Genomic DNA, 24,626 nt, shown 5'->3' with positions numbered 1-24,626 from the left:
GCAATGCTTTGCAAGGTGAGCGTGTCGTTGCCCATTGCCGAGGTGTAATCATGTCTCTTTCCCAAGCCCTTAGTCTCATGCCGCGTCGCGCCTTGCTGGAAGGGCCGACTCCTATTCAGCGCCTCTGCCGTATCGAGGACGCTTTGGGCTCGTCATTGAATGGCGTTCGAATCTATGCCAAGCGCGACGATCTCATGTCGCTGGGCGGTGGCGGCAACAAGCTGCGGAAGCTTGAGTTCCTGCTCGGCGACGCCACTGCGGCAGGCGCCGACACAATCATCGCCACAGGCGGCCGGCAATCGAACTTCACGCGCCTGACGGCCGCCGCGGCCGCCAAGCTGGGCCTGGCCTGCGAGCTGGTTCTCGCACCTTTTGTGCCACGTGAAGGGGACGAATACGATCGAAATGGCAATGTTCTGCTCGACGATCTCTTCGGCGCTCGCATCCATCATCTACCCGCCGGCGTCAACTCGACACGGTTTGCGGAGGAGCGGTTTGAGGAGCTGCGTCTGGCTGGCCACATCGCTTACATGGCGACGTTCGGCGGCTCCTCGCCGGTCGGAAGCCTGGGCTACGTGGCCTGCGTGCTCGAAATCCAGACGCAGTCCAATGATCTCGACGTTGATTTCGCGGAGGTCGTCGTCCCGAACGGAAGTTCAGGAACGCAGGCTGGATTGGTCGCCGGATATCGGGCGTTGGGACTTGATACCACGCGGGTGAGATCTCACTCGGTGCTTGCCCCCACCACCAGTGCCGTCTCGACAACGGTGGAGATAGCCAATGCAGCGTTGACCTTGCTGGGCTCTGAGGCGTCGCTCAGCTCGAATGACGTCAACCTTTCGGGAGACCAGCTGGGTCAAGGCTATGGCGTTCCAACACCCGCCATGGTCGAGGCGGTTCGGTTGATGGCGAGCCGGGAAGGCCTGCTGCTTGACCCTGTCTATGGTGGGAAAGCGTTCGCCGGCTTGTTGGCGGACATCTCGGCCGGACGATATGCGGCCGGCGACGCTGTCCTCTTCATCATGACAGGCGGGATTCCCGGCCTCTATGCCTATGCGGGCGATTTCCTTGGCACGGACCGCAAGGCTCCAACCTGAACAAAGCCCGCAATCTTTTCCCAGGCGGCGGCTCGAAACACCACGACGAAGTCGAACAACAGCGACCCCGGTTGGCCATCACCGATCGATACATACCCGCCACTACGATGGCTGTGCGAAATGGCGGGCAACTTGAACACCACAGGAGACTCACATGTCCAAATTACGGAAGAACTTTGCCATTGCCCTCATGATAGCCATGAGTGGCACCATGGCGCATGCTGAATCAAAGCCGGCCGCGAAAGATATCGTCATTGTCCATGGTGCCCTGGTGGATGGCTCAGGCTGGAGGGCCGTCTACGACATCCTGTCCAAGGACGGGTTCCATGTGACTGTCGTGCAGGAGCCGCTCACCGGTCTCGCAGCGGACGTCGAGGCGACCAAGCGCGTTCTCGATCAGCAGACGGGGCCTGTGGTGCTGGTCGGTCATAGCTATGGCGGTTCCGTGATCACGGAGGCAGGTACCGATTCAAAAGTCACTGCGCTGGTCTATGTGGCCGCACTCCAACCCGACGCAGGAGAAGCCAGCGGGCAGCTTCTGACGAAATTCGCCGCTCCCAACGATGCCATGCGGGCCACGCCGGCGCCTAAGGCCTCCACCGGCAAATATTTCTTCATCCAGCCCGCCCTGTTCGCTGCGACCTATGCCCAGGATGTCCCGGCATCGGACGCTCAGTTCCTGGCGGACTCCCAGCAGCAGCTTGCTGAGAAAGCTCTGGGAACGCCCGTCTCCGTGGCCGCATGGCGAACCAAGCCCAGCTTCGCCATCCTGACCACCCAGGATCATGTTGTGAGCCCGGAGCTGCAGCGTTGGATGTATCAACGCTCCGGCGCGAAGGTGACTGAAGTGGCCGCAAGCCACGCTGTCTTCATCTCTCAGCCGGCAACGGTCGCCAGCGTGATCGAGACTGCCGCGAAGTAAGCGAATCGGCGGGTAACATTCGACGGTTCATCTGATCCGTATATGAGCGCACGTTACTCAAACCGCGACGGTTAGCGAATGTCGGTATCGGTGGTTGCGGGTCCCCGCAACCAATTTCATCATAAATCTCTGGCCGTCTCGATCTGATCGAGACGGCTTTATTGTTTGACTCGCACGCAATCGCAGCCGCGCGCCGGTTCGCCGATCAGGGCGGCTGCGTAGATGAATCCACCGGTCGGTACGACGATCCAACCCGGCTCTTCCTTCGGTGAACTGAAGCGCAGGCCCTTGCTGATCCATTCTACGCTGAATGCCATCTAACCCCACCCGTTATCGCCGGCTGTCCAGCAGGCCGACCAGCGCCCGCGGGAGACACCCTCGCTTCAGTGGCTCTCGAAGGTGAGCACGGTGTTCTCGAAGCGCCGCGCCGCTAGGTCGGCCGGACGGATCCAGTATTGCGCCGCGCCGGCGTCGCCCATGTGCCAGTCGAGCGCATTGTCCCAGCGAAGCTGGAGCAGAAGGATGTGCTCGGGCGCCATCAACTCGGCCGCGTCCTGGATGGCGACGCCGCGGCCCAGCATCTGGTGCTGTGCGTATGAGCCGTTCTTGCTGAAGTCTGGATCGCGCAGCGCGCTGTGCCGGTAGCGGAGCGCCTCGACGACAGCGTCGGGCACCTGCGCGATCCCGTCCGGATCGGCGAGCGCGCTTTCGGCGCCTTCGACCGCCGCTCTCGCGATCCAGTCGTTCAGCACCATGGGCAGGCGCTTGTGTATATAGTGGCGCTCGAGCACACCTTCCGGCAGCGCGCCGGCGCGCAATTCCTCGAGTAGCGCAAGGAGGTCGGTCCGCTGGTTCTCGTCGAGCGCCTTGCCACGCTGGGCTTCTCCGGTCGTTGCCAGCTGAAAAATCCGCCAGCGGTCCTTTTCGAATTGCGCGTAGCGGTCGAGCAGGGCGGAGAGCCGCGACCGCTCCGGGTCCTCGAACCTTACCGGCAGGGTGTCGAGCCGAGCCTTGATCCCGATGGTCTCCTCCTTGATGTATGACTTCAGGTAACCCAGCAGGACCTCCGCCGTCCGACGGTTGGTCGGAAAACCCTCGAACGGGATCCAGAGCCGGTCCGTGGGCTTGTCGTGCGCGGAGAGCGCGTTGTTCCAGGAGACCGGCGCGCCGTGAAACGCGACGAGCTGCTGGCGGCGGCGCTGCTTGGCGACCTCCCATGGGAAGCCGTCGTCGGCATCCGAATCGCTTTCCTCCACCTCGGCGACGTCCTCCAACCAGCCGAGCTCGATCTCGATGCGCGGATAGAAGCGTGGATAGACCTTCTCCGGCTTGTCGTGCCAGGTCAGCCAGGGATATCGGTAGCGGGCGTTCTCGGCGCCGTCGATCGGCTCCAGAAATCCGGGATTGTGCTGAGGACCCCAGTCCTTGCGGGCCTTGCCTTCGACGTAGCGGACGACGAAGTGGCTCGCATCGCCGTCGAAATTGCCCGACATCGGCGCGAAGAAATAAAGATAGCCGTGCGCAGGGAGCAGCGAGCGTGCCGGCCCGTCGGGGAGCCCGCCGAGGTCGACTTGGCCCATGAAGGTGAGCGGCTCGAGCAGCCCCTTGCGGTTGTGGATCATCGGCCAGTCCAGATCGTCAGGCGCCAGCGGCACGCCGCCGAAAAAGCTCATCGAACGTTGCGGGTGGCGCGGCGGGAAGACGTGGCGGATGGCAAGGCAGGCCCGCGAGGCGAGCGCGATCGCCGCGCGGTCGGCATCGCTGGTGGGCGGTGCCTTGCGCTTGACGTGCGCGCGGATCTTCGCCTTGTGGGCATCGTCGGTGCGTTTGGCCTGTGCCTGGGACTCCGCCGCCATCTTTGCGGCGACGTCCCCGCCGGCAGCGTTGGTGCGCTGGCGAGTGAGGTCCGCGGCAGGGCGAGCCTGCCCGGCCGCGCGGACATTCTCGCGGGAATCCGCCGCCTGGCGTTTCGCTCGAGCCTTACGCAGGCTGCGGCGAGCCCGAAGAAACGCCAGGCCGATCCCTACTATCGGGATGAGAAGCAGGAGCGTTCGGCGCAGGAGAAGCGGCTCGATCATCGAACCGTTCCATGTCTCGACGCCGGCCAGCAGCATTATCATCGCGAATACCGCGACTAACAACGTGGCGACGAAGGTAAGGATGGCATCGAGCATTTGTGTCCCCGCCACGAGCTGTCGCGTCGAAAGTGACCCCGCACCGAAGATCGTATGGCTGCGACGGCAAGTCCAGCCTGTCGCACTCGACCGGATTCGTTGCCGCCCAAACCGGGGGTGGTCATGTTACGACCATGCCTCCGCCCAACCTGATGTCTGCTCTTGAAGATTAATGCATGTCGCCCGGAAGTGTGCAGCGGTTCTGGGACAACGACATGCATCAAAACAAAGACTTAAAGCGCGTCGCCTGAATCCGGTTCAGCGCGACGCGCTTTAGGACACCGAAGCTGTCAGACTGTTGTCGGCCCCAAAGCCGTCACCGAACCGTTCCACCCTCAGAGACCGACTGGGGTTCTTGGAAGTTTTCGTACCTTCTGGCATTGCGCCTCCGGTCGAAATGCGCGTGCACATGAGGACGCTGGGTGCCTCGATCCGCAGTGGTGCAAACTTGATCGAAGTTCTCATTCTGGGGGTTCGAGTCGGTAGATCGCTATATCGCTAGATCCACTATCGAAAGAGTTCTATTTTCCTATCGGCGAAGTTCGGCATAGTAGGCCGTACATTGCCCTCCCAAGGCAGAGGTCACACAACCCTGTCGCCTCGACCTAACGGTCCAGCACTCAGCTGCCTCGGCGTGGACGGAGGCCGGCGGGCAGCAGATGCCGCCGACTTGCTCCTGCATTCAACTGACGGCCCAAACGCGGGCGCCGTGCCTGGGGAAGTTTCGGCGGTGCCGAATTTTGATGCCCGGTTCCGCCAAGCACGAACGCACGCGTGTTGGCGAAATAGAGCGCCAACGCCATCTCTTCTTCGGAGCTGTGATTCCGACGGTACTAGTCAGCTTCGTACTTGAACGAGACCTTCAGTTTCGCCCTGTAGGCCTCGACTTTGCCGTCTCTGATTTGCAAATCCAGTTGTCCAACTTCTGCAACTCGGAGATCCCTCAGCGACTGGCCGGCCCGCTCAACGGCCGCCGCTGCGGCCCTCTCCCAAGACTCCGTGCTGGTTCCCACGATCTCGATGATTTTGTAAACGCTTTCGGCCATCGCTCTTCCTCCGTTGCTTGCCGCCGAGGTTTGGATTGAGCCAATTTGGCTCAATTCCGAAGGTGCCGGCTCATTTGCCAGATTTGGCATTCTTTTCCGTGGCAGCGTGCCGGCTGGCGCTTCCGCGAATTTCCTGCAGGTTGTCGGTTCAAGCGGTCCTTTATGATCTTAACGGCGTCGGCTGTCGATTACCGCGTCGTTTGGGCGCAACGCTTTCAATGGATCTCAATCCAGAACTTCCCAACATGGAATCTGCCCGTAGGCTTCTCGTCCTTCGTCCGGATCAGCGCCTGAGACTGACGTCCTCTTTTTCTTTGTCGTGCACCAAGGCGGCAAGATGAACGACGAAGCCTGCTTGAGGGCGGCCATTTCGATCCATACCTTACCGAATTCGAGACGGCCTCGATCTCCGCAACTATGAGGCCTTCAGCGCTGTCAGCAACGTGTGTGCCTGTATCAGGTCGGCAGTGTCAAACCCTTCGCGGAAACGGGCGTAGACCGGCGCCAAGGCTGCTAAGGCCTCGTGGTTCCGACCATGATTGTGGCGCAGGCGGGCAAGGCTTGTCGCGGCGCGAAGTTCCCAAGCCAGGGCGCTCTGCGCCCGCGCCTGATCCAGTGCTCGAAGAAAAGAATCTTCCGCTGCGGTCAGCGCTTCCGGCGTTCCCTCGTACAACTCGAGTTCCCCTCTGATCCGCAGCAACTCGGGCAAGCACAAAAGTTGCTCGGTCTGTTCGCAGCGCCGGATCGCTTCCTCAACCGCCGCGCGCGCCGGCGCGACTTCATCGATCCTTCCCAGGCCTTCGGCCATCACGCCCAGAAACGTCGAATAGTCCCGCGTGAAGCCGCTCGAAACAACGGTATCGAGTGCGCTACGGAGCAGGGGTACCCCGGTCGTTGGATCGCCGCGCTTGATGTGTAATATGGCTTGCAGGCAGCATCCAAGGGCATGCCATCGGTGAAGCCCGGTGCGCGACGAAACATCGAGCAGCGTCGGGACGCACTCTTCCGCCGTTTCCAGATCGCCGATGAATAGAGCCGCCTCCGCAATCACATGCAAAAGCGAAGGCCCTAGCTCCGGGCTGCGAACCTCCGTCAAGGCAATTCGCATTGCCTTTGTGGCCTGCTCGGAGAATCCCTGCAGCCAAAGGATGCGCGCGAGCGTGACGCGCGCCAGGGCCATCTGATCATGGTGAAAACGGACGTTGTGCAACGCGCTGCGGGGTTTGACGTAGTTGAGCAGCATTCGATCAATATGCTCCCTCGCGGCCGGCTGATCGCCACCATAATGAAGCGAAATGCTCATGAGGCGATCGCCCACCGCGACATCGGCGCCGTCGCCCGTTCTCGTCGCCACTTCGATAAAGCGCCGGGCGAGCCGATACGCCTCCAACGCCTCACCGACATCCATGCTGTAAACCCAGAGGCCCCAGAGCACCCTTAACTGGTAATCGCCATCGTCGAGCCGCTCGGCCGCATCGAGAGCGCGCCTCCATGCCGCAGCGGCTTCTGGTATAGGTCCCTTGGTCGGGTCGAGGCACCAGCCGAGCGCTGCATTTAGTCTCATCTGGTCGCGCGGATTCATATCGGTTTCTGTTTCGATCGCAGCAATCGCCCGCTGGATACGCCAGCGACACTCCACGGTGAGCCCGTGCAAGGTCCAGAGTGGAATCGACGCGGCGGTCAGTGCGACGCCGAGTTGGGGATCGCCCCCAGGCAGAAAGGCCCAGTCCAAGGCGGCTCGAACATTGTCAATGAGCCAGCCGTAAAGCGCCAGCCACTCATTCTTCGAGCGCGTCTCGACCTCCATCTCGGCGCTTTCGAACAAGTCGCGATAGAACTCGGCGTGTCGTCTCGCGCAAGCGCCGAGCTCGCCGCTATCGACGAGCTTGCGATGCGCGTAAGCCCTTGTGGTGTCGAGCAATCGGTAACGCACGATGTCATCTTCGATTCTCGCTACGAGCAGCGACTTCGCGACCAAACTCGCGATCATGCTGAGCACATCCGCTTCTGCGATCTCGTTCACCGATGCGACCACAACCGCTGCCTCGGCAGCAAAGTCGCCGACGAACACTGCAAACCTCCGAAAGACGATGCGCTCGCTATCGGGCAGCAGTTCGTGGCTCCAGTCGAGGGTGGCTCCGAGTGTCTGGTGACGGGGCAGGGCGGTTCTCCGCCCTTGCGTAAGCAGAAGCAATGCATCGCCCAGGTGCTTCGCCAGACCGCGCACGCCGAGGATGTTGACCTGGCCTGCGGCCATCTCTATCGCCAAAGGAATACCGTCGAGCCTACGGCATATCCCGGCAACGATTGGCGCGATGGCGTCATCGAGTTCGAAAGCATCGAAGTTCGCGGTGGCCCGCTCGGCAAACAACTCCACCGACGAAAACTGCAGTGCTTGTTCCGCGGACATGTCCTCCTGCTGCGGCGGCACGCCCAGTGATGGGAGGCGAAAGACCCGCTCTCCCTCTGCGCGCAATGGTTCGCGGCTGGTCGCCAGGACGTGCAGGCGGGGTGCGCCCTTCAGCAAGTCTTCGGCGAGCGCTGCGCAATCCTCGATAAGATGCTCGCACGTGTCGAGGACGAGCAGCGCATTCTGTTCACGCAGGAACGCGATCAAGCCCGGTAGCGGATTCTGGGACTGGACCGGTACGCCGATGGCAGAGGCTGTTACGCTGACGACAAGGTTCCGATCCTCGAGCGCCGACAGATCCACAATGTAGGCGCCGCCCGTATACTCATGGGCGACCCGTTCGGCGACCGCCAGTGCGACGGTTGTTTTTCCCATGCCTCCAACACCGACTATCGTCACGAAGCGATGACGGGAAATCTGGGTCGCGATCGTGTCGATCGCATCGTCCCGGCCGACTATGCGCGTGAGCAGCGACGGCAAATCGTTGCGTGAACGGCTCCGTGCGCCCGTTAGCGCCGCGCGTTGGTCTGTATCGTCAGCCGCGGTAACAGGTGCAACGAAGGTGTAACCGCGGCTCGGAACGTTGACGATGAACCGCTTGCCCTCTTGCCCATCGCGAAGCGCTTTGCGGAGTGCCCCGATATGGACCCGGAGATTGGCCTCGTCCACGAAGGTATTTGGCCAGACAATAGCGGTCAGCTCAGCTTTGGAGAGTATTTGGCCGGCGTGCTCGATCAGGGCGATCAGCACCTCTAGCGATCGGCTTCCAAGCCGCACCTCACGACCCGCCTCAAGCAGCAATTTCTGCTCAGGCAGGAGATGGAATGCCCCGAATGTCACGCCTCTATTTCGGGCGTCGGACGCCGGCCAGCCCACGCTCACACCGCTGAAGTGAACCTGGCGAACGGTAGCAGCATGCCGTGGTCCTTGTCTAACGGCTTGAGTCGAATTGGCGATCACGGATGTCCGCACATGTGCCACTGTAACCCGGCTCATGGCAATCCTCCAATGCGCTTCGCGGAGACTATGCTACGGCAATACGCTGGCGCAAATAACCCTTCCGGATTATCGCGTCAAAATCACTTTGGACGCGGCTCTGCGTGATCGCACGCCAAGCCTGCGGCGGCCTCCATCACGCCAGAAAGAGCAGAAAAAGCTCTGCCTGGCTTGACAGGTTGAGTTTCTCGTAAATGCGTCGGCGATGCACCTTGATGGTGTTCGGCGAGAGCGAGAGCTGTAGCGCAGTCGACAGGCTAGAGTGGCCCTTCAATAGAAGGTTGACGATTTCGTTCTCACGCCTGGTCAGGCGTTGGTGCTCAATTCTTGGGATCGCCCGGCTACCGCTAGCAGGTACGGAAGCAACAGACGCTGCGCGCCAGTGGCGAGCTGCCAGTGCACACACAACTGGTGCTGCCTGCGCCATTGTCTCGATTTTTCCGTCGGCGAAAAGTCCGCCACCAATTCGGCTAAGCGACAATACGCCGATGACTCCTCGGTCGAGAGGCAGAACAAATCCCACCTCGTCGGATATCTTGGTCGAGGCGTAGTGGCGTCGGTAGTACTCGGTCTGGTGGAACTCGTCTGGCGTAAGGTTTCGCATCACTAGGAGCCGCGGGTCGCCGGATTGGCGTACGGCGTCGTAGAAAGGATCAAGCAGATAGGCACCGGCCAAATAGTGGTCGACGATGACAACGCGTTCAACGGGAATGTCCTCGTTGAAGAGGTCGTGCGCGGTTCCATCGGGGGCGTATTGGAAGGCATTCATCATTTCGAATGGTGCGAGCAGTCGGAGCGCTTCGGCCAAGGCCCGCGGAAACTGCGGCGATCCGATGTTGGCAGCTATATCCCCCAGCGATTTGTTCCAGAGGTCAAATGGCGGAGGGCCGAAACGCGAAGCGTGTTCCGGCGCATTTGATGAGCTGACTTCACCTTTGGTTGCCATCGAAATAGGGCTCCGTGATAGGCCCTTCCCGCATCAGCGATATGTGCCCAGGCCTTAACGACAATATGCTCGTGCACGTCCGCCCGCTATGCTCAAGGCGAAATTCAACGGGGTTGCCGCCTGGATACGGCAATGGTTGCCGAATCCGTATTTGATCGCCGTACGTCGACGGTTGGCGAATGTCGGTATCGGTGGTTGCGGGTCCCCGCAACCACCACATTTGCAATGCTTGCTATCGGGGTCGCCAAACCATCCTGTCAGAACCTGACGTTGAGGTTTGCCTTGGCGCCGTTGTCGGTGCTGTGGCCGCCGAACTGGCCGACATAGGATAGGCCGAGCGTGGCATTGGCCGACATTTGCAGGTCGAAGCCGGCCTCGATCACCGCGCTATCCCTGGCGACAGGCACGCCGGCGATGGTGAAGGCATCGCCGCCGGCGAGGGCGAAGGTCGAGGTCGGCGTGACATCGCCGAAGGCGTGGCGCCAGCCCAGCATGCCGCGCGCGGTCGCGCTCATGCCGCCGAGCGCGACGTCGGTCGAGGCGCGCAGCCCGAGCGTGGTGAAGGTGGCATTGGTGGTTGAGCCGGCGCTGGCCAGCGCCGCGGCGCCACCTTGCTCGGTGAAGCCGTCGGTGTGCACGCTGACATAGGCGAGGTCGGCGAAGGGCTCGAAATGGAACCGATTGGCATCCATCTTGTAAGCGAGTTCGCCGAACACCTGCGCCGTGCCGGCGTCATGGTCGGCCGACAGTTGGTCGGCGAAGCCGTTGAAGGCGACCGAGCGTTTTGTCGAGATGCCGTTCCAGCTGTAGGCGGCGCCGGTGCGGAAGGCTATGGCTCCCCAGTTGGTGCCGCCATAGAGGCCGAGATGGTAGTTGTCGCTGCTCCCGCTCGAATTGCGGGCATCGGCGTGGAAGGACGAATGGCTGTAGCCGCCGATCAGGCCGACGCGCCAGTCGCCGACCAGCCTGTCGGCGCCGACCAGCAGGCCGCCGGTCGAGCGATCGAAGGCGGCGGCATTGCCGTCGCTGTCGGTGTTGCCCCACGCGCCGAAGGCCTGACCCCAGACGGCGAAGCGGTCGGTGTCGGCGGCCGCCATTTCCGGTCCGCCTTCGCCATACGCCATGACCGGCAGCGGCGCCGCGCCTGCGTCGCCGAACGCGGCGGCGATGCGGTTCGTGGCGGCGTCGCGGACGAAGCGGCTGTCTTCCAGCAGCATCCCCTTGGCCGAGGCATGGATCTCGCCTGAGAGCTGGTCGAAGGCGTCCTGGGCGGCTGCCGCCGTCGGCAGCACCACGATTGCGTCGTAGAGCGGATTGCCGGCCCCCAGGCTTTCGGCGCCGCCGCCGGTGGCGATCTGGTTCGGAGTCAGGCCAACCTGGGCGAAGGTTTTTTGGATCACATCGAGATAGACATGATTGGCGTCATAGCTGTCGGCGAGGCCGAGGAAAGCCGTGCCGATATCGCCTGTGAGCGTGTAGTTTCCGGCGACGCCACCGTCGGCTTGCAGCACCGTATAGTGCGTGCCCACGACGTAAGGCGCGGCATCCGTCTTGACCACCTCGAGGACCGCGCCGACGGCGATCGTCGCCGTGCCGGTCGCGTGAATGAGATCGGATTGGCCGGTCGAGGTCAGTTCGGCCTGGTAGACCGAGCCTGCCGCCTGGTCGACATCGCCCGCGACATTGAGCGTGCCGATCGAATTGCCGGGTGCGATGATGCCGCCCGACTGTGCGACGATGCCGCCGACCGTGCCGTTGCCGCCCAATGTGCCGCCCGAGATCGTCACCAGCGAGTTGGCCAGCGAACCGTTCACGGCCAGCAGTCCGCCGCTCACATTGGTCGCACCGGTGAAGCCGCTCGAATCGGCGGTCAGGTTCGTCGTGCCGGCGATCTGGTTAATTATGCCGACACCGCCGATCGCCGACGCGAAGGCGTAGTTCGTGTCGGTGTGGTTGAAGTTGATCGCACCCGCGCCGGCGCCGAACTGGATGCTCGCCGCATTGAGCGAGCCAGCGGCGGCCGCCGGCGATCCGCTCGCCGCTCCGATGTTCAGCGTGCCGACGGAACCCGCCAGGACGGCGATGTCGACCGCGCCGCCGGCCGACACCGCGCCGCCATTGGCGATCGTCAGTGTGCCAGTGCCGCCAATGCCGATATTGAGATTTCCGCTGCTGGTCCACGTCGAGCCGGGGCCGCTGACATTGGCCAGACCGACGGACCCGGCATTACCGCCCAGATAGCCATCGGTGTTGGCCACGTTGCCGCCGTTCGAGACGATCAATGAGCCCCAACCACGCTGACCGACAAAAAGGAGGCTGCTGCTGTTCCAGCTTGAGCCCGCGCCGGCGACCATTGCCGTACCCATGGACCCGGCATCAAAGGCCAGATAGCCGGCGTTGCTGGTGACCGTACCGCCGTTCGAGATTGCCAGCGTGCCGGCGCCGTCTGCGCCGACATAGAGGTTGGAACTGTTTGTCCAGGTCGCGCCGACGCCATCAACGAACGCCATGCCCGTCGAGCCCGCCTTCGCGCCTATGATCGCAGAGCCGTTGCTGACCGCGCCATGCGAGATCGCCAGCGTGCCGGTGCCGTAATCGCCGACAAACAGGTCCGCGCTGTTGGTCCAGGTCGAGCCGGCGTTGTCGACAATCACCGTGCCGGTCGAGCCCGCCTGCGAGCCAATAACGCCGGTGCCGCTGCTGACCGTGCCGCCATGCGAGATCGCCACTGTGCCCGTGCCGGCATTGCCGACGAACAGGTCTGCGTTCGTCCAGGTCGAGCCGGCGCCGTCGACGAACACGAAGCCGGTCGAGCCCGCATTGTCGCCAACGTAGCCCAAGGCATTTTTGACTGCGCCGCCATTCGAGACCGCCAGCGTACCGTTGCCCCGATCGCCGACGAACAGATCGGAACTGTTTGTCCAGCTCGAGCCCGCACCGTCGACTATCACCGTGCCGGCGGAACCTACGTCGTAGGCCGCATAACCCACGGAACTGGTGACCTTACCGCCATTCGTGATCGTCAGCGCGCCGAAGCCCGCATTCCCGACGGCGAGGGCTGCGTTGGCCCAGGTCGAGCTTGCACCATCTACCGTTACTATACCGGTGGAGCCCGCCAGGTTGCCCACAATGCCGCTCAGATTGCTGACCTTGCCGCCGTTCGAGATATTCAGCGCACCGGCGCCCTGATCGCCGACGAACAGGTGGGAAGAATTCGTCCAGGCCGAACCCGCGCCATCGACCGTCACTGTACCAGTGGAGGCTGAATTTTTGGCAATTGTGCCCAGGCTGTCGGTCACCTTGCCGCCAGCGGAAACGAACATCGCGCCCGTGCCGCTCAGTCCGAGCGTCAAATCGCCGCTATTCGTCCATGTCGATCCCGTGCCGGAGACATTTACCGTGCCATGGGAGCCGGCATTCGCGGCGACGAGCCCCGTCACATCCGTCACTTTGGCACCGGCGAATATGTCGAGAAAGCCGGTGCCCTGATCGCCGACGGTCACCTGGGAACTGTTCGTCCACGTCGATCCCGCACCTGTCACCACAACGGTGCCGGATGCTGAGAAACCCCCGCCGATATTGGCAAGATCGTCCGACAACAGGCCGCCATTTGAAACCGTCACCGAGCCGGTGCCGCCCAGACCGACATAGAGATTGCCCGTGCTGCTCCATTGCGACCCGGCGCCATCAACCGTGGCCGTACCCGAGGAGCCGGAAACGTAGCCGACATAACTATTGAGATCATTCACAACGCCGCCGCTGGCAACGTTCAGCGTACCGGTGCCGCCATATCCAACTATGAGATTGGCGAAAGTACTCCATGAGGAGCCGGCACCCGTGACCGTTGCCGATGCATTGGCTGTTGCTGAATACGCCAGGGTACCGTCTTGGCTGGTGAGAGTGCCGGCATTCGAAATGGTCAGATTGCCGGTTGAAGAAAAGCCATCGGCTATGGTGAGACCGGCGGCAAAAGCATTTCCGGCGTTGATGACGGTCGGGTTTATAACGACTGTGTTGATAGTGACATTATCGGCCGCGGTCGGCAGCGATCCGGGGTTCCAGTTTCCGGCGGCAAACCAGTCCGTGGAGACAGCGCCGGTCCAGGTCTCGGCTGCCGTGGCGGCGATTGGTTGGCCAAGACCGACCAGCGCGGTCGAAGTCAGCAACAGATACTTCAACCCCGTAGCCTTGCGGCCTCCAAATCTATTCTGCGGCATTTAAACCCCTGAAATGACAGTCGCTTCACCCTGAGGCTGGCATGGCATTGGAGCCCGGCCTTGTCTTGGGCAGCGCCGCACTGGAATTGGACTGGAGAGAGGTGCGGCGCCTTTTCTGCGCGCTGTGACGATTTGGCACCGCCGAGCTTTTGCAGCCAAGCGGCGTCGCAGAAATGCGGCTAAACAAAAGCTGGTGCGGCATGCCCCATCCCGTCCCGCTCTACTTGCGGGCGCGAGGCATCTCGTCAACGACAAAACGGAAATCGCGTCGCCGTGGCCGGGTTTCAGGAAGTGTCCCGGTTCTATCTGGCGCGCGACGGCGTATGGCCGAACCGGCGACGGAAGCAGCGGTTGAAGTACGACACATCGCTGAACCCGCTTATCATGGCGATGTCGCTGACCCGCATGTCGTCGTTGTGTCTCTGCGAGAGCATCTTGCGGGCTCGCTGCAAGCGCAGTTCGAGAACGTGCTCGGTGAAGCTGATGCCCGTCTCCTGAAGGAGATCGTGGACGTAGCGCGCCGACAGGCCGAGTTCTTGTGCGACACCTTGGGCGGAGATGGCGGGGTCGGCGAAATTGTCGGCGATCTTCGCCAGGATCGCCTGCAGCCTGGCCGCTCGCAGGCCGCGAAGGCCGGCCAGTTCGACTGCCTCGCCTTTCGCGCCGGTCACCAGGCCGATCAAATCGACGATCGTCTCCGTCGCGTGGGCTATGAGATCGGGTGAGGCGAGCGGGCGGCCGGTTTCAAGAAGCAGGCAATATCGCTTCAGAAGATCGAGAGCTTCGTTTTCAGCGCCGATCTTCAACGCCAGCCTGTCATCGATCTGCGGGAAGGCCTGGGCGAGGATGGCGCGCGGGACCACCACATTCGCCCATACATTCCTGTCCGCACCGCCCATCTTCAGCGCTTCAGACGCTGTGACCAGCACGGCTTCGCCCCGACCGATGCCATATTCGCGGCCGACCTGGGCTCCGGACAACACGGTGTCGGCCTTGTTGATCAGCAGCAGATAGCCGTCATTGTCGTCCTCGGCGATGTTGCTCGCCTTCCTCGTAGCATGCTTGATGGTTCCAGACATCTGGCCAAGAACGAGCGGCCCGACGGCCGTGGCTTCGATCGCGGCTTCGAACGGCAGGTCTTGCGATATGCCGTACTCGACCGACCATATTTCCGCGACATGAATGTCCTGCCAGAGGGAAAATCGTTCGCGTTCGTCAAGATGTGATGGCAATTGAACCGATGAAAACACCGTCTTTCGCGACAATGCAAAACCCCGACAGAGTGCCCTGTTTCAAAAAAATCGAACGCGATGCTTTCCATTGTGAGAATAACCGGCAACAGTGGCTGCGTGGCGTTCAATTGATCCGATTGAACCTTTAATCGAAAGCTACCGCGCCTGGCGTCACCCGAAAGTATGACGCCGCGAGATCCGCCAGCGGCGGGATCGGGGCATGCCTGGAGGCGTGATGGAAAGATCAAGCACCGAAGTCCTTAGTTCGATAATCGGCGATATCTATGATTGCGTTTTGAACCCCGACGGTTGGGCCGGCGTGATGACTCGGATCACAGAGGCCGTCGACGCGGCCTATACCACCATCGCGCTTGCCAGCACCGACGGCAATCATGGCCGCTTCGCGGCCCAATCGCCCTGGGATCCGGAGCGGATGCGCGCGCTCCAGGACGATTATGACTTCGACACAATTCCGGGGCTGAAGGCCGCGGTCGTCGGCGACGTCGACACCCCTGTCGCCACGCTGTCGCAGATGAACGAGGCCGAACTCCAGCAGACGCCATTTTTTCAGAATTGGGCCAAACCGCAGGGGCTGCGTGAAGGCTGCATCACCAAATTCGTTCATACATCGGACCGGATCGGACTCATGGGTTGCACCACACGGGCCACGAGGGCGGTCATATCCGCCGAGGATCAGCGTTTCCTGGCATTGCTGTCGCCGCATCTGCGCCGTGCGTCGCTGATTGGAGATCTGCTCGATCAGACCCGCGTTACCGCCAATCTCTATCGCCAGGCGCTCGACCATCTGGCGGTGCCTGTTGTTCTGACCGGTGCCAATGGCGCGATCCTCCACGCGAACGGGGCTGCCGAGCGGATGTTTTCGGCGCAAGGTCCCATTCTTTCCAGGAAAGGCCTGCTCCAGGTGCAAAACCCGGCGGTCGCCCGCGCCCTGCTGGACACGATCGCCACTGCCGCGAGCGCGGACGCCTCGCTTGGCGCCCGCGGCATAGGCCTGCCCATTTCGGCCCCGGGCCTACCGCCCGCCGTCGCCTATGTACTGCCGTTGACCGAAGGAACCGCTCGAGCGGTTTTCCGGCCCGCATGTGCCGCCGTCTTCGTCTCGACCACGACATCTGCTTCCCCGCTGCCGGAAGCCGTTCTCACCACTTTGTTCGACCTTACGCCCGCGGAGGCGCGGGTCCTGCTGCGCATAGGCAGCGGATTGTCCACGTCGAAGAGCGCGTTGTCGCTCGGCATCGGCGAAAACACCCTGAAGACACACCTCAACCGTATCTTCGCCAAGACCGGCACGAGGCGCCAGGCCGATCTCGTCAAACTCGTTTCGGACATCGGCACGCCGCTGGCGGCTCAATTGGGCTGAAGCTGCCGCTCGCCCCGAGGTGACCATGCCGAAATCCTCGTCGACAGCGCGGCGCGGCGCCAGGGAGACCCACACCCCAACTGGTCCTGCACCATGCAGGCTCGCAATCGGCTGATGCCGATCGGCCACACTTATCACGCAAGCGGCCGAAGCGCTTTCCACGCCAATTCCAGTGCGGCCCAGCCCAAGACCCCGCCGACGAACAATGCGACACCTCGGCGACACCCGGATCGCCACTGAGCATTTCCGCGGCCGGGGGATGCAACATCTTTGGGGTAGCAAACAGTGAAAACGGTTCTTCTCGCCACAGCCTTCATTCTCGCGCCTGTCGGCATGGCGTCCGCGGCGGACATCAATGAAACCTCGCCCGGTGCCACCGCTTACGACTGGTCCGGCCTCTATGCCGGCGTTCATTTCGGTTACGTAGCCGGAAAATCCAATTTCTTCATCGCCGGCGCCGGCGCCGGGGGCACCGATGTCAACGTTCCCCTCGATCCGAGCGGTTTTATTGGCGGCGTCCATATCGGCGTCGACCAGGAATTGGCGAACCGCTTCGTGCTCGGTGCCGAGGCTGACCTTGCGTACAGCAATGCGGATGGGTTGGGCACGTTCACCGGTGCCGGCGCGCTGCTCAAGGGCGAGCTCAAGTGGTCGGGATCGGCGCGGTTGCGGGCTGGCTATGCTTTCGATCGGACCTTGCCTTACCTCACGGCAGGCGTGGCCGCGGCCAAGTATGAGGTGAGCGTGATTGGCACCAGCGGCACAATACCAATCCACGACGAAACCCATCTCGGCTGGACGGTTGGGGCTGGCGTTGAGCACGCCTTCACCGACAAGTGGATCGCTCGCGTCGAATATCGCTATTCCGACTTCGGCAGGAAGGATATCTCGATACCGCTTTTTGGCCCTGGCACGGTCGCGAACGTCGATCTCAAGACGCACGATGTACGGGCCGGCCTGAACTACAAGTTCTGATACGGCGGACCGAGCAAGCCCCGGCGCTCCCGCCGGGGTTTGCTTGCGCGGCGAGGTGACCTCCCGTTGGAGGGAGGAGACCATCCGTCTTCGTCCTCACCGCCGCCACGGCGGCTCCGGCGCGAAGCGCTTGCCGATCCAGTCGGCGAAGGCGCGGGTCTTGGCGGCCTGGCCCTTGGCCGATGGCATGACGACATAGACCGCGCCCTCGTCGGCCAGCGTCCAGTCCTCCAGGATCGGCACCAGCCGCCCGTCGGCGAGCTCGCGTCCGACCAGCCAGTCTGTGCTCATCATCAGGCCGACGCCCTGCACTGCTGCCTCGACCAGCACCTCGGCATCGTCGCTGACCAGCGGCCCCGAAACCTCGACGCGCGCGCGCCGGCCCTCGCGGTCGGTCATCTCCCAGGCCGGAAAGGTCTGGAAGCCGGTGAAGCCGAGGCAGGAATGTTGAAGCAGCGCCTCCGGCGTTTCCGGCCTGCCCTTTCGGGCAAGGTAGCAGGGCGCGGCGCAGAGCAGCCGGCGCCGCGTCGCCACCTTGCGCGCCACCAGGCGCGAATCCTCCAAGCTGCCCAATCGCACGGCAACGTCGAAATTCTCGGCGACGAGATCGGCGAAGCGATTGGAGAACTCGGCCTCGATGCGGATATCGGGAAATTCGGCAAGGAATTGAGGCAGCAGCGGGCCAATCCACATGCGCCCGAATGTGCCGGGTAGCGCCAGCCTGAGCAGGCCGCGCGGGCCTCCGGCAGCATGCGCGGAGGCGGCGGCCTCGGCTTCGTCGACGGAGGCGAGGATGGCGCGCACGCGCACCAGGAATTCGGCACCGGCTTCGGTCAGCGACACGCTGCGCGTCGTGCGATGGAGCAGCCTGACGCCCAGCCGCGCCTCCAGCGACTGCAGGCGGCGCGACAGGACGGTGGCGTCGCGTCCGACATGCGCTGCCGCCCTGGTGAAGGAGCGCGCCTCGGCGACTGCCGCGAAGGCCGCCATTTCGGCAAGCGCCGCCGGTTCATGGGATTGCTGCATGCTACGCAATACTCAAATGCAAAGACCGAGGATTATCGAGGAATAGCGCAGCAGATAGGTTTACTCAACCCGCCAAACGGCAACCCAGGAGTGAACCATGAAAGCCATCGAACTGAGCCAACCCAGGCTGGACGCCTTCCGCGCCGCCACCGTTGCAACTCCCGAACCGCAGCGCGGCGAAGTGCTGATCCGCCAGCGTGCGGCGAGCCTGAATTTCGTCGATGTCGCGGTGGCGAGCGGCAATTACCCCGGACCGAGCTTTCCGCTCATCCCGGTCGCCGACGGCGCCGGCGAGATCGTTGCGCTGGGCGAGGGCGTGACGAGGTTCAGCGCGGGCGACCGCGTCGTCGCCCATGCCAAGCCGCGCTGGATCGGCGGCCGGCCGCGGCCTTACGAGATGACCCAGATGCGCGGCATCTCGCTTCCGGGGTCGCTGGCGGAATATGTCGCGCTGCCGGCGAATTCCGTCGTGCCGATCCCGGCGCATCTCTCCTTCGAGGCGGCGTCGACGCTTCCGATCGCCGGCACCACCGCCTGGAACGCCATCCGCGCCGCCGATGTCGGGCCGGGCTCGGTCGTGGTGCTGCTTGGCACCGGCGGCGTCTCGATCTTCACCCTGCAGCTTGCCAAAGCCGCCGGCGCCACCGTCATCATCACCTCGTCCTCGGACGAGAAGCTGGAGCGGGCGAAGGCACTCGGCGCCGATCATCTCATCAACTACCGCGCAACGCCCGACTGGGACGGCAAGGTGCTGGACCTGACCGACGGCCTCGGCGCCGACCTCGTCGTCGAGACCGGCGGCACCGCCACCTTCGCCCGCGCCGTCAACGCCACCGCGCCCGGTGGCACGCTGTTCACCATCGGCTTCGTCACCGGCGCCGAGGCCACGGTCAATCTGCTGCCGATCATCATCAAGGCGCTGAAGGTGATCGGCAACAACACCGGATCGGTATCCGACCTTCGCGACGCCGCCCGCGCCATCGGCGCAGCCAGGACGGAGCCGGTTGTCGACAAGGTGTTTTCACAGAACGAGGCGACCGAAGCTTACACCCAGATGGCCGCCGGCGGCCTGCACTTCGGCAAATTGGTGTTCGGGTTGGAGTGGTAGGCAGAGCGCCAAAGCTGCCGATCTCCCCCCATGAGGGACCCTCGAGGGGGAGATGCCCGGCAGGGCAGAGGGGGGTGCCTCGCTCAACTCAGATCAGCTTCTCCAGCGTGATCGGCAGATCCCGCACGCGCTTCCCCGTCGCGTGGAACACCGCATTGGCGATCGCCGGCGCCACGCCGACGATGCCGACTTCGCCCACGCCCTTGCCGCCGAGGGCGGAGGAGTGCGGGTCGGGGATACCGACCGAGATCGTCTGGATGTCGGGAATGTCGGCGTTGGTCGGCAGCATGTAGTCGGCGAAATTGCCGTTGACGATGCGGCCGTGGCGGCGGTCGACGATGCCTTCTTCGAGCAGCGCCTGGCCGATGCCCATGATGATGCCGCCTTTCCACTGGCTCTCCGCCAGCTTCGGGTTGTAGAGCCGGCCGCAATCCATCGCCGACACCACGCGCGACACGCGCACCGTGCCGAAATCCTCGTCGACCCTGACTTCGACGAAATGCGCGCACCAGGAATAGCGCGAATAGTCGCCCTCGGTATGCGGCAGCGCCATGGCGATGGTGGTGTAGTTCTTGTAGCGATCTTCCGGCGTCGTATTTGCCGGTAAGGTGTCGCCCTTGGCCTCGATAAGATCGCGGCCGACAGCAGCCATCAGCTCGGCGATCGACAGCTCCGGCCCTTCGCCGCGCGGCGAGGCAATGCGGCCGTCTCGCACTTGCAGCGTGTTCGCCTGCAGCTTCTGGAAAGGCGAGCGCGGGTCGGAGAGCGCCAGCCCGATCATCTCGTCCAGCGCCTGGCCGGCCGCCTTGTGGACAGCGCCGGTCATGACGCCGGCCAGCCGCGAGCCGCCGGTGACGCCCGCGCGGGCGAAGTGGGAATCCCCCAGCTTCACCGACACATGCTCGACCGGCACGCCAAGCGTTTCGGCGGCGGTCTGTGCCAGGATCGTGTAGGTGCCCTGGCCCATGTCGATGGAGGAGCTTTCGACCTCGACCGAACCGTCGGCCATAATCTTCACCACCGCCTCGCCATAGGCGCGCCGCACCGGATAGGTGCCGGCCGCCACTCCCCAGCCGATAAGCTGGTGGCCGTCACGCATCGAGCGCGGCGCGGGTGAGCGCTTGGCCCAGCCGAAGGTTTCGGCGCCGACGGCGAAGGCTTCGCGCAACTGCCTGGTCGACCAGGCCTTCTTCGCGTGCGGATCCTGTTCGGCATAGTTGATCAGCCGCATCTCCAGCGGATCGATCCCGAGTTCATAGGCGAGCTCGTCTATGGCGCATTCGATGCCGAACGCGCTCGGGTTCTCGCCCGGCGCGCGCTTTGCTCCTGGCACCACCGTATTCACCCGCACCACATTCTGCTTCGAGGAGAAGTTCGGCGTGGCGTACATGATCGAGGTGACCGAGCCGAGCGGCTCGACCCACATGCCGTCGACCGCCGTCTCATTGACGCCGCGATGCACGATCGACTGGATCTTGCCTTGCCTGTCGGCGCCGATCGCCACCGTCTGGCGGGTCGCGGCGCGGCCGCCATAGGACGTAAAATTCTGCGGCCGGTTGAGCACCAGCTTCACTGGACGTCCCAGCATCTTTGCCGCCGCGGCCGCCACCGCGCTGTGCGCCAGCGCCAGCGCCTTCGAGCCGAAGCCGCCGCCGATATAGGGCGAGACCAGCCGCACATTCTCGAACGGCACGGAAAACCATTCGGCATAGGTGCGCGCCATGCCGTCCAGCCATTGGCTCGGCTCCCAGATGGTGAGCTCGTCGCCTTGCCAGCGCGCGATCAGCCCGTGCGGCTCCATCGCCGCCTGGAATTCGCGCGGCGTGTTGTAGGCCACGCAGACGCGCACCGGGGCGGCGGCGAAGGCAGCCTGCGCGTCGCCCCATTCCTTGGTCATGGCGTCGATCGGGATGCCGTCGCCGGCCTTGCCGTCGCTCAAGTCGACGATCGCCGGCGTCTCCTCATAGGTCACCTTGACCAGCGCGGCCGCCGCGACCGCCTGCTCGAAGGTCTCGGCCACCACCGCCGCCACATGCTGGCCGGAAAAGGTGATCTCGCGGGCGAGGGGACAGTAGGTCGGCTGCGATGGCGGATTGCCGAGCCAGTCCGACGCGCCCTTCAATTCCATGATGGTGTCGGGCGTCAGCACGGCGAGCACGCCGGGTGCCGTCTCGGCCGCGCGGGTGTCGATGGCGGTCACCTTGCCGGCGGGAATTGTCGCGCCGACCAGCACCGCATGCGTCAGCCCGTCGAGCTGTTGTTCGAAGGCATACTTTGCCGCGCCGGTGATCTTGGCCGGCCCGTCGACGCGCGACAGCCTGCCGCCAACCGCTTCGAGGCGCGCGCTGTCGGACGCGGCGTGTTTCATGTCATGAACGGTCATGCCGTCTCTCCCAATTTGAGGATGGCGCGCGTGATCACGCGCGGTGCCAGCGCAATCTTGTAGTGGTTGGCGCCATGGTCGACGGCGCCCTCCATGGCGAGCTCGCTCGCCTTGCGGACCGTGGCTTCGTCGAGCGGCTTGCCCTTCAGCGCCTCTTCGACCGCGCGCGCCCGCCACGGCTTCGTCGCGACGCCGCCGAGCGCGACGCGGATGTCGTGGATGGTGCGGCCGTCGGCTTCGAGCTCCAGCCCCACCGCCGCACTTGCGGCCGCGAACTCATAGGACTGGCGGTCGCGCACCTTGAGGTATGTCGAGCGCCGCGCCGCGGCCGAGCCTGGAATCTCGATCGCCGTGATCACCTCGCCGGGGCGGATGTCGTGCTCGCGCTCGGCCGTCGCGCCGGGCGCGAGGAAGAAGTCCTCGACGTTCAGCTTGCGCTCGCCGAGATCGACCTCGGCGTCGAAGGCGACGAGCGCCACCGCCAGGTCACCCGGATAGGTGGCGATGCAGGCCTCGCTGGTGCCGAGCACGGCATGGCCGCGCGTCACGCCGTCGATCGCCGAGCAGCCGCTGCCCGGCGCGCGTTTGTTGCAGGCGGGGAAGTTCTGCGGGTCGCGGAAATAGGGGCAGCGCGTGCGCTGCATCAGATTGCCGCCGATGGTCGCCATGTTGCGCAGCTGCGCCGAAGCCGCCTGCCAAAGCGCCTCCGAGACGGCCGGAAACAAGGTCTTCACCTCGGCGTTGTCAGCGACATGGCTCATCCTGGCCAGCGCGCCGATCAGAGCGCGATCGGCGGTTATGTCGATGGTGCTCAGCCCTTCGATATGGCTGATGTCGATGACGGTCGATGGCTCGGCGACACCGCATTTGGCGAGGTCGACCAGCGTCGTGCCGCCGGCAAGCAGCATGGCGCCGGGCAGCGCCGAGGCATTGCGCGCGGCCTCGATATTGTCGGCGCGGAGGTAAGCAAAATCTCTCATGAGCGCAGCTCCTGTGCTGCCTGGCGGACGGCGGCGACGATGTGCGGATAGGCGCCGCAGCGGCACAGATTGCCGGCCATGTATTCGCGGATTTCCTCGTCGGAGCCGGCATGGCCTTCGCGGATGCAGGCCACCGCCGACATGATCTGTCCGGGCGTGCAATAGCCGCACTGGAAGGCGTCCTGTTCGAGGAAGGCTGCCTGCACGGCGTTGAGCGTGCCGTCCGCGTCGGCCAGTCCCTCGATGGTGGTGATCGAGCGTCCTTCGACCTGGGCGGCCAGCGTCAGGCAGGCCAGCACGCGCTCGCCGTCGACATGCACGGTGCAGGCGCCGCACTGGCCCTGGTCGCAGCCTTTCTTGGTGCCGGTGAGATGCAGCCGGTCGCGCAGCGCATCGAGCAGCGTCACGCGCGGCTCGATGTCGAGCGCGTGGTCGCGGCCGTTGATGGTGAGGTGGATGGAAAGCGTGGTTGGACTGATGGTGACTTGGTCATTCATGGGGCGTCGGGCTCCGGTTGCTGGACGCTAGGGGGATGGAAATGGGGCTTGGGAGGAGAGGGGCAAGGGTAACTGGGGAAGTGAGGTGACGGCGGCAAAGAGCCTGATCTCCCCCCTTGCGGGGGAGATGCCCGGCAGGGCAGAGGGGGTGTGAAGGAACGCGGGGTTTGCGATCTAGGTCCGCGGAGCGAAAACTGTCGGAAGGAAGCGCCCGTCACTTGCCGATACGTCGGCAGGACAGCACCCCCCTCTGTCCTGCCGGACATCTCCCCCGCAAGGTGGGAGATTGGCAGTGTCACCGCCGCCGCCCCGCTCCAGCGGGCAGGGAAAGCTTTCCGTCCTTCGACACGTGACATACTGCTTCCCCTGGTTATATGATGAAAGCACTCCACTAAATCGGAGGTGCCTCCGTTTATTTAACTGGGGTCTGGCCAGCCATGGTTCAAGCCCCCATATTACGTTCAGTGGAGAAAAAAGTGCCTGACCAGGAGACGACCGCCGGAGCGATGCGCGACGCGCCAGCGCCAAAGCCGCTGCGTGCTGATGCGCAGCGCAACCGCGACAGGCTGGTCGAGGTCGCGGCGCAGGCTTTCGCCACCGACGGCGTCGACGCCTCGCTGGAGGACATCGCCAAGCGGGCAGGGGTCGGCATCGGCACGCTCTACCGGCATTTCCCGACGCGCGAGCATCTGGTCGAGGTGGTCTACCGCCGCGAGGTGGAGGGGCTCTGCCACGCTGCCGGGGAGCTCGCCCAAGAGCATCCGGCCGATGTCGCGCTCGAACTCTGGATGCAGCGCTTCGTCGACTACATCGCCACCAAGCGCGGCCTGGCGACCAGCCTGCGCTTGTTGCTCACCACCAACTCGACGCTGTTCTCCGACACCTCCGGCCGCGTCTCGGGCGCCATGCGAAGCCTGGTCGAGGCTGCCGCCGCCTCGGGAAAGATCCGCGCCGATGTCGACGCCTCCGATGTCATGCACGCGCTGGGCGGCATCTACTCGGCGCCCAACACGTCCGACTGGCGCGAGCGGTCGGGGCGGCTGGTGAAGCTGTTGATGGACGGGCTGCGGTTCGGGGCAAAGGGGTGAAGCTGCCAATCTCCCCCTCGTGGGCAGGGCTATCGCATATGAGTTATCGCCTGGATGAGATAGGCGTCATTCCAGGCGCATTTTTTGATGCGGTGGCTGATTGGAACTTTGTCGGCATCTGCGGCCTGAAGGATATTTCTGGCGATTC

17 protein-coding genes are annotated in these 24,626 nt (G+C 63.7%); 6 read left to right on the top strand and 11 right to left on the bottom strand.

All coding sequences use genetic code 11. The annotated features are described in order from the left end of the window. The first annotated feature begins 50 nt into the window (after positions 1–50). Positions 51–1,097 (top strand): D-cysteine desulfhydrase family protein, encoded by a 1,047-nt coding sequence (locus RFM98_RS30205; RefSeq protein WP_320312153.1) that lies wholly within the window; start codon positions 51–53, stop codon positions 1,095–1,097. Positions 1,098–1,251: 154 nt separating this feature from the next. Further along, positions 1,252–2,019: an alpha/beta fold hydrolase gene (locus tag RFM98_RS30200; RefSeq protein ID WP_320312152.1), complete on the top strand. Its 768-nt coding sequence runs from the start codon at positions 1,252–1,254 to the stop codon at positions 2,017–2,019. A gap of 158 nt (positions 2,020–2,177) precedes the next feature. Here RFM98_RS30200 and RFM98_RS30195 read toward each other — a convergent pair whose 3' ends face one another. From RFM98_RS30195 to RFM98_RS30165, 7 genes are all read right to left on the bottom strand, one after another. Beyond that, positions 2,178–2,336, bottom strand: coding sequence for a hypothetical protein (locus RFM98_RS30195; protein ID WP_320312151.1), 159 nt, complete (start codon positions 2,334–2,336; stop codon positions 2,178–2,180). Between the two features lie 66 nt (positions 2,337–2,402). Further along, complete coding sequence (locus tag RFM98_RS30190; protein WP_320312150.1) at positions 2,403–4,133, bottom strand: DUF1963 domain-containing protein; 1,731 nt, start codon at positions 4,131–4,133, stop codon at positions 2,403–2,405. 893 nt (positions 4,134–5,026) lie between these two features. Further along, positions 5,027–5,239, bottom strand: a complete 213-nt coding sequence (locus RFM98_RS30185) for a dodecin family protein (protein WP_320312149.1) — start codon at positions 5,237–5,239, stop codon at positions 5,027–5,029. A gap of 415 nt (positions 5,240–5,654) precedes the next feature. Continuing rightward, positions 5,655–8,645, bottom strand: a complete 2,991-nt coding sequence (locus RFM98_RS30180; protein WP_320312148.1) for an ATP-binding protein — start codon at positions 8,643–8,645, stop codon at positions 5,655–5,657. A 136-nt stretch (positions 8,646–8,781) separates the two neighbouring features. Beyond that, positions 8,782–9,591 (bottom strand): helix-turn-helix transcriptional regulator, encoded by an 810-nt coding sequence (locus tag RFM98_RS30175; protein WP_320312147.1) that lies wholly within the window; start codon positions 9,589–9,591, stop codon positions 8,782–8,784. A gap of 257 nt (positions 9,592–9,848) precedes the next feature. Further along, the gene (locus tag RFM98_RS30170; RefSeq protein ID WP_320312146.1) at positions 9,849–13,808 is read right to left on the bottom strand and encodes an autotransporter outer membrane beta-barrel domain-containing protein; all 3,960 of its coding nucleotides are present in this window, start codon (positions 13,806–13,808) and stop codon (positions 9,849–9,851) included. Positions 13,809–14,110: 302 nt separating this feature from the next. After that, positions 14,111–15,040 carry an AraC family transcriptional regulator gene (locus tag RFM98_RS30165; protein ID WP_320312145.1) on the bottom strand — a complete coding sequence of 310 codons (930 nt, stop codon included), beginning with the start codon at positions 15,038–15,040 and terminating at the stop codon, positions 14,111–14,113. Positions 15,041–15,260: 220 nt separating this feature from the next. On the opposite strand from RFM98_RS30165, the gene RFM98_RS30160 reads away from it, so the two are divergent. Both RFM98_RS30160 and RFM98_RS30155 read left to right on the top strand, forming a co-directional pair. Then, a complete protein-coding gene (locus RFM98_RS30160; protein WP_320312144.1) occupies positions 15,261–16,421 on the top strand; it encodes a helix-turn-helix transcriptional regulator in 1,161 nt (386 codons plus the stop codon). 285 nt (positions 16,422–16,706) lie between these two features. Continuing rightward, positions 16,707–17,396, top strand: coding sequence for an outer membrane protein (locus tag RFM98_RS30155; RefSeq protein WP_320312143.1), 690 nt, complete (start codon positions 16,707–16,709; stop codon positions 17,394–17,396). A 96-nt stretch (positions 17,397–17,492) separates the two neighbouring features. On the opposite strand, the gene RFM98_RS30150 is transcribed toward RFM98_RS30155, so the two are convergent. After that, a complete protein-coding gene (locus RFM98_RS30150) occupies positions 17,493–18,422 on the bottom strand; it encodes a LysR family transcriptional regulator (RefSeq protein WP_320312142.1) in 930 nt (309 codons plus the stop codon). A 97-nt stretch (positions 18,423–18,519) separates the two neighbouring features. Between RFM98_RS30150 and RFM98_RS30145 the strand changes: the two genes are divergently transcribed. Then, positions 18,520–19,530, top strand: a complete 1,011-nt coding sequence (locus RFM98_RS30145; protein ID WP_320312141.1) for a zinc-dependent alcohol dehydrogenase family protein — start codon at positions 18,520–18,522, stop codon at positions 19,528–19,530. An 88-nt stretch (positions 19,531–19,618) separates the two neighbouring features. On the opposite strand, the gene RFM98_RS30140 is transcribed toward RFM98_RS30145, so the two are convergent. Genes RFM98_RS30140 through RFM98_RS30130 form a run of 3 tightly spaced genes read right to left on the bottom strand, consistent with a single transcriptional unit; the run spans position 19,619 to position 23,390 of the window. Continuing rightward, entirely contained in the window at positions 19,619–21,913 is a 2,295-nt protein-coding gene (locus tag RFM98_RS30140; RefSeq protein ID WP_320312140.1) for a xanthine dehydrogenase family protein molybdopterin-binding subunit, read from the bottom strand. Then, a complete protein-coding gene (locus RFM98_RS30135) occupies positions 21,910–22,893 on the bottom strand; it encodes an FAD binding domain-containing protein (RefSeq protein WP_320312139.1) in 984 nt (327 codons plus the stop codon). The genes RFM98_RS30140 and RFM98_RS30135 overlap by 4 nt, the downstream gene beginning before the upstream one ends. Then, entirely contained in the window at positions 22,890–23,390 is a 501-nt protein-coding gene (locus tag RFM98_RS30130) for a (2Fe-2S)-binding protein (RefSeq protein WP_320312138.1), read from the bottom strand. Before RFM98_RS30130 ends, RFM98_RS30135 begins: the two co-directional genes overlap by 4 nt. A gap of 506 nt (positions 23,391–23,896) precedes the next feature. Here RFM98_RS30130 and RFM98_RS30125 point away from each other — a divergent pair. Next, positions 23,897–24,478 (top strand): TetR/AcrR family transcriptional regulator, encoded by a 582-nt coding sequence (locus RFM98_RS30125; RefSeq protein WP_320312173.1) that lies wholly within the window; start codon positions 23,897–23,899, stop codon positions 24,476–24,478. Positions 24,479–24,626: the final 148 nt, after the last annotated feature.

The organism is Mesorhizobium australafricanum, from assembly GCF_033977265.1.
Lineage (GTDB): Bacteria > Pseudomonadota > Alphaproteobacteria > Rhizobiales > Rhizobiaceae > Mesorhizobium > Mesorhizobium australafricanum.
Note: the sequence above shows the minus strand (reverse complement) of the source record. Positions and strands in the feature narration are given on the sequence as shown.

Bases quoted from the DNA above. Each gene is read 5' to 3' on its own strand.
- RFM98_RS30205 (WP_320312153.1), top strand. From the start codon at position 51: ATGTCTCTTTCCCAAGCCCTTAGTCTCATGCCGCGTCGCGCCTTGCTG.
- RFM98_RS30200 (WP_320312152.1), top strand. From the start codon at position 1,252: ATGTCCAAATTACGGAAGAACTTTGCCATTGCCCTCATGATAGCCATG.
- RFM98_RS30195 (WP_320312151.1), bottom strand. From the start codon at position 2,336: ATGGCATTCAGCGTAGAATGGATCAGCAAGGGCCTGCGCTTCAGTTCA.
- RFM98_RS30190 (WP_320312150.1), bottom strand. From the start codon at position 4,133: ATGCTGCTGGCCGGCGTCGAGACATGGAACGGTTCGATGATCGAGCCG.
- RFM98_RS30185 (WP_320312149.1), bottom strand. From the start codon at position 5,239: ATGGCCGAAAGCGTTTACAAAATCATCGAGATCGTGGGAACCAGCACG.
- RFM98_RS30180 (WP_320312148.1), bottom strand. From the start codon at position 8,645: ATGAGCCGGGTTACAGTGGCACATGTGCGGACATCCGTGATCGCCAAT.
- RFM98_RS30175 (WP_320312147.1), bottom strand. From the start codon at position 9,591: ATGGCAACCAAAGGTGAAGTCAGCTCATCAAATGCGCCGGAACACGCT.
- RFM98_RS30170 (WP_320312146.1), bottom strand. From the start codon at position 13,808: ATGCCGCAGAATAGATTTGGAGGCCGCAAGGCTACGGGGTTGAAGTAT.
- RFM98_RS30160 (WP_320312144.1), top strand. From the start codon at position 15,261: ATGCCTGGAGGCGTGATGGAAAGATCAAGCACCGAAGTCCTTAGTTCG.
- RFM98_RS30150 (WP_320312142.1), bottom strand. From the start codon at position 18,422: ATGCAGCAATCCCATGAACCGGCGGCGCTTGCCGAAATGGCGGCCTTC.
- RFM98_RS30145 (WP_320312141.1), top strand. From the start codon at position 18,520: ATGAAAGCCATCGAACTGAGCCAACCCAGGCTGGACGCCTTCCGCGCC.
- RFM98_RS30140 (WP_320312140.1), bottom strand. From the start codon at position 21,913: ATGACCGTTCATGACATGAAACACGCCGCGTCCGACAGCGCGCGCCTC.
- RFM98_RS30135 (WP_320312139.1), bottom strand. From the start codon at position 22,893: ATGAGAGATTTTGCTTACCTCCGCGCCGACAATATCGAGGCCGCGCGC.
- RFM98_RS30130 (WP_320312138.1), bottom strand. From the start codon at position 23,390: ATGAATGACCAAGTCACCATCAGTCCAACCACGCTTTCCATCCACCTC.
- RFM98_RS30125 (WP_320312173.1), top strand. From the start codon at position 23,897: ATGCGCGACGCGCCAGCGCCAAAGCCGCTGCGTGCTGATGCGCAGCGC.